The organism is Candidatus Planktophila sp. (assembly GCF_046070465.1).
Classification (GTDB): Bacteria; Actinomycetota; Actinomycetes; order Nanopelagicales; family Nanopelagicaceae; genus Planktophila.
Genome location: NZ_JBJTMK010000155.1, coordinates 1 through 3967, shown reverse-complemented (window position 1 = coordinate 3967; position 3967 = coordinate 1). Strand labels below are relative to the sequence as shown.

The following is a 3967-nucleotide window of genomic DNA, read 5'->3' as shown; positions in this document are numbered from 1 at the left end:
AATCTCCGGGCGAGCTGGAGAGCTCTGTGCTGGAGCGCTCAGTATTTTAGTTTTAAGCGTTGTACCGGCAGAAGAAATCATCAATTGAAAATACTCACCAGCAGTTGCATCGACAAAGAAATTCCAAGCTGCAACATGTCGTGAATTGAGTCCCGAGAAGACCATATCGGTATTTGTCCATGGAAGATTAGTGCAAGCCCCTCCATTGGTGCCTTTGCAAAGCCAGATTGAGATTACATCGTCACCGTTATCTTCTTTGATTACTTGTGATGAGAATGCAATGTTGAATTTTCCAGTTTTGCTGATTGAAATTTTGTAGCCATCGGCAATTGAAACTCCACTAGCGAATTGAGTAACTCCTAGCGGAATTGGTGTTGCCACATTTTGTGTAAGAGTCACAGTTGTGGTGTCGTAGAAAGCGCCATAGGCACCAAATCCTCCAGGTGCGCCTGCTGCTCCTGTTGGTCCAGTTGGTCCCTGGCTACCGACCGGACCCTGCGGGCCGGTAATTGATGATCCGACGCCCCAACCTGCCCGTTCTGTCTTTGGTCCATAAATCATTTTCGTGGTGATATCGAGATAGAAGTCTCCAACAAATCCAGTTTGTGAGTCAGGTGCTGCCATTCCACTGATCAGCGCGGCACCAGTTTTACCAACGGCGCCTACTTCGCCAATCATCGAACTACCTGCACCCCAAACTCCGGCGATTCGAGGGCCATAGATCTTCTTGGCTGCAGAGTCAATATAGAAATCTCCGTCATGGCCGGTTTGAAAATCAACCGGAGCTCCTGAGCCTGCATGGACTAGTGATTGAGGCTCGAAAGCTGGAATCACCAACTTCACCAGCTTCTCACTCTTGCTGCACTTGGTGACTTTCTCTGAGACAAGTCGAGCTTCACCCGTTGCAATGTTGACGCAATTTCTCACTGAGGTTCGAGAAATCTCGCCGGCATGAAGTGGAGCGATTCCAACAAGGTTGAACAGGAGGGCAATCGAAAGAACTTTTCTCATGCCCGAAGCATAGAGCTAGGCGAACTTACCAATCTTGAAGGCTGCGAGCTCGCTTGCAGGTCGACTTTGGCCACCATGCTGACCGTTAAATCCTGCTGAACCATCACGTCCACAGAGACCCTTAATAACAGATGCGCCACCTGGATGGCGATTGATCCACTTGGTGAGGTCGTAGACATTTCCGTTAATTGCAGACCAGCAGCTGGCAGCGGTTGCATGTTTCTTCAAGTCAGCTGCGTTGTAAGTGCCAGCAACCTTGCTCGTCGCAGTCGCCTTGGGAGTCGCTGATGCCTTTGCTGTGGCGGAAGTTGCTTCCGGTAACTTGCCCTTCCAAACAGCTTCGGCGCCTGTATGCCCCGTAAGGAAGGTAAGTACCAATACTGCAATCGCAGCTAGAACGGTTGTGTGACCAAGTGGTGTCACAACACGTGACTTGCGACCTTTGCTAGAGCGGTACCAGATCAAAGTGAGGACCATAAATACGAATGCTGTGTAGGTTAAGAGCGATGCGTAATCCGCGTGCTTCACTGGTGTACCAATTTTCTCTGATAAGGCTTCGCCGGATTGCTTAGCAACTAGCACTGCCGCTGATCCAAGTACGACAGCAACTGTGGTGATGAAGGAATATTGGCTCTTGAGCTTCGGCATGTAAATCAGAGCAATCAGCGCAGTTGCAGCCAAGGGCAAGATAACAACAGCGAAATGAACAATCAGTGGATGAACTGGCAGGCCGGCGATTGAGTACAAGAGTGATTCCATGGATACATTAAGTCATAGTTCGGATAAAACTCAGTGAATGAAACCTGAGAGATTGCCGATAGCATTGCTGTATGCGCAGATTTGCGGTGGTTTCCCTATTTATTACTCTCATTTCCTTGCCGAGCTCACATGCGGAATCAATCCTGAATTCAGATCAGAAGTTAGTTCTTATTAAGACTATAGGGGGGACAATTTCTCCTAAGTCAGTCTTGGCCTCTGGCACAGGTCTGGTCAGCGCCCAAAACATGATGTATAGCCATAGCGTCACAATCTATGACGCTAATAAGGCAGAGCTGATTGCTACCGTCCCTGACTCGGTTGCTCTTTCAGATTATGGATATTCAAAATATTCTGGATATTACCAAGGAGCACCCGTTGAAGGCGCCTATTCACCCGACGGTAAATATCTCTACTTCACCAACTACGCGATGTATGGCAAAGGTTTCAATAAAGAAGGCCACGACACCTGTTCACCTTCGTCTGGTTATGACACGAGCTTTCTCTCACGGGTAAATCTGGAAAGCAAGAAAATTGATGCGGTATTTCCAGTGGGTTCTGTCCCTAAAGTTGTAAAAGTTTCGCCAGATAACAAGTACATACTTGTCAGCAATTGGTGCTCGTATACCGTCACAATTATTTCAATTGAAAACGGCAAGACCGTGAAGTCAATCAGGATTGGTAAATATCCACGCGGAATAGCAATCACTAAAGACAGCAAACTTGCTTACGTCGCCGAGATGGGCGGATCACAAGTTCACCGCATCAACCTTGAAGATTTTACTCAGACATTGATTCCAGTTGGCATAAATCCTCGCGCAATTGTTCTCGCGCCGGATGAGACAAAGATGTACATCACGATGAATTTAGCTGGGAAAGTTCAAGCTTGGGATCTAGTCAAGAATAAGAGCATCAAGAGCGTCAAAACTGGCGAGAAGCCTCGAAGCTTAGATATTTCAAGTGATGGAAGCGCGCTCTTTGTTGTGAATTTCAACGGAGACACTCTCTCAAAGGTGCGTACATCAGATATGAAAGTCTTGCAGACCATCAAGGTCTGTAACGAGCCAATTGGTGTTACTTATGACCCTTCCACCAACCGCACCTGGGTTGCTTGCTATGGGGGAGCGCTGAAAGTATTCGCTAATAATTAAGTGAGGCGGGTCGGGCTCGAACCGACGACGACCGAATTATGAGTTCGGGGCTCTAACCAACTGAGCTACCGCCTCCAGCAGAACTGGATGTGTGCGTAATTCTATAGGTTTATAAATGCGACTCTGCCCACGCTCCCTCGAGGGTTTGCGTGAAAGCTTCCAGTGGCTGAGCGCCTGAGATGCCATATTTCATATCGACAACGAAGAATGGCACGCCGGTTGCGCCAAGCTGTGAAGCAAGTGCGCGATCTGCGATGACCTCATCTTTAAATTGCTCACTCTTGAGAACTTTTTCAACGTCGATGGAATCAATTCCGACGGAGGTCGCCACGGCAATGAGATCTTTATGGCTAAAGAGTGGTTGCGACTTCTCAAAATAGGCAGAGTACATGGCTTCTAGAAGTACATCTTGTTTATCGATGGTCGCCGCCCAGAGAAGTAAACGGTGGGCATCAAAAGTATTTCCTGACAAGGTGTCATCGAGGTTGTAGCAAAGACCTTCACCATCGGCGATGGCACAGACATTGGCCTGCATCTCTTTTACCTTCTCAGTTGGCATGCGATATTTATCGGCGAGGTAATCTGCAGTGGGAACAGTAGAGGTGATATCTGGTTGCAGCTGAAATGCGCGGTGGCGAATAGTTACCTGGTCGCGATGCTCAAATAGTGAGAGAGCCTTCTCTAATCGACGTTTTCCTATGAAGCACCAAGGGCAGACAACATCAGACCAAACATCGATAATCATGTGAGCGAGTTTAACAGTGGGCGTTCTATCTATCTTTCCGCCGCAAAGATAGACTGCCGCCATGATTCATTTGAGCCAATCACGATCATCCATCATCTTTGAAGAAGGCGATGAAACGCTTTCGATAGTCCATTGGGGTAAGAAAGTTGGCTCACTTGAGAGCGGTGCCGAGAAGGCGCTTTCTGCTGCAGTACATAAGCCACACTTTCATGGCGGACTCGATGTTGCTCCGCGCAACTTGGTTCTACGCGAACATTCGCGTGGATTTATCGGTCATCCATCTCTTCGCGGACACCGATCAGGT

At 48.1% G+C, this 3967-nt stretch carries 3 protein-coding genes, 1 tRNA gene and 2 pseudogenes; 2 read left to right on the top strand and 4 right to left on the bottom strand.

Annotated elements, in window-relative coordinates; translation table 11 throughout:
- Both ACKOVI_RS06760 and ACKOVI_RS06755 read right to left on the bottom strand, forming a co-directional pair.
- A pseudogene (locus ACKOVI_RS06760) lies at positions 1 to 1011 on the bottom strand (hypothetical protein); the annotation flags it as partial.
- 15 nt (positions 1012 to 1026) lie between these two features.
- Positions 1027 to 1770, bottom strand: coding sequence for a cytochrome b5 domain-containing protein (locus ACKOVI_RS06755; RefSeq protein ID WP_509603316.1), 744 nt, complete (start codon positions 1768 to 1770; stop codon positions 1027 to 1029).
- A gap of 71 nt (positions 1771 to 1841) precedes the next feature.
- Between ACKOVI_RS06755 and ACKOVI_RS06750 the strand changes: the two genes are divergently transcribed.
- Positions 1842 to 2918: a YncE family protein gene (locus ACKOVI_RS06750; RefSeq protein ID WP_509603315.1), complete on the top strand. Its 1077-nt coding sequence runs from the start codon at positions 1842 to 1844 to the stop codon at positions 2916 to 2918.
- Between the two features lies 1 nt (position 2919).
- Here the strand turns inward: ACKOVI_RS06750 and ACKOVI_RS06745 are convergent.
- Positions 2920 to 2993 (bottom strand) — tRNA-Ile (locus ACKOVI_RS06745).
- Between the two features lie 34 nt (positions 2994 to 3027).
- Positions 3028 to 3663 (bottom strand): DsbA family oxidoreductase, encoded by a 636-nt coding sequence (locus tag ACKOVI_RS06740; RefSeq protein WP_509603314.1) that lies wholly within the window; start codon positions 3661 to 3663, stop codon positions 3028 to 3030.
- A 61-nt stretch (positions 3664 to 3724) separates the two neighbouring features.
- Here ACKOVI_RS06740 and ACKOVI_RS06735 point away from each other — a divergent pair.
- Positions 3725 to 3967 (top strand): annotated as a pseudogene (locus tag ACKOVI_RS06735) (hypothetical protein); the annotation flags it as partial.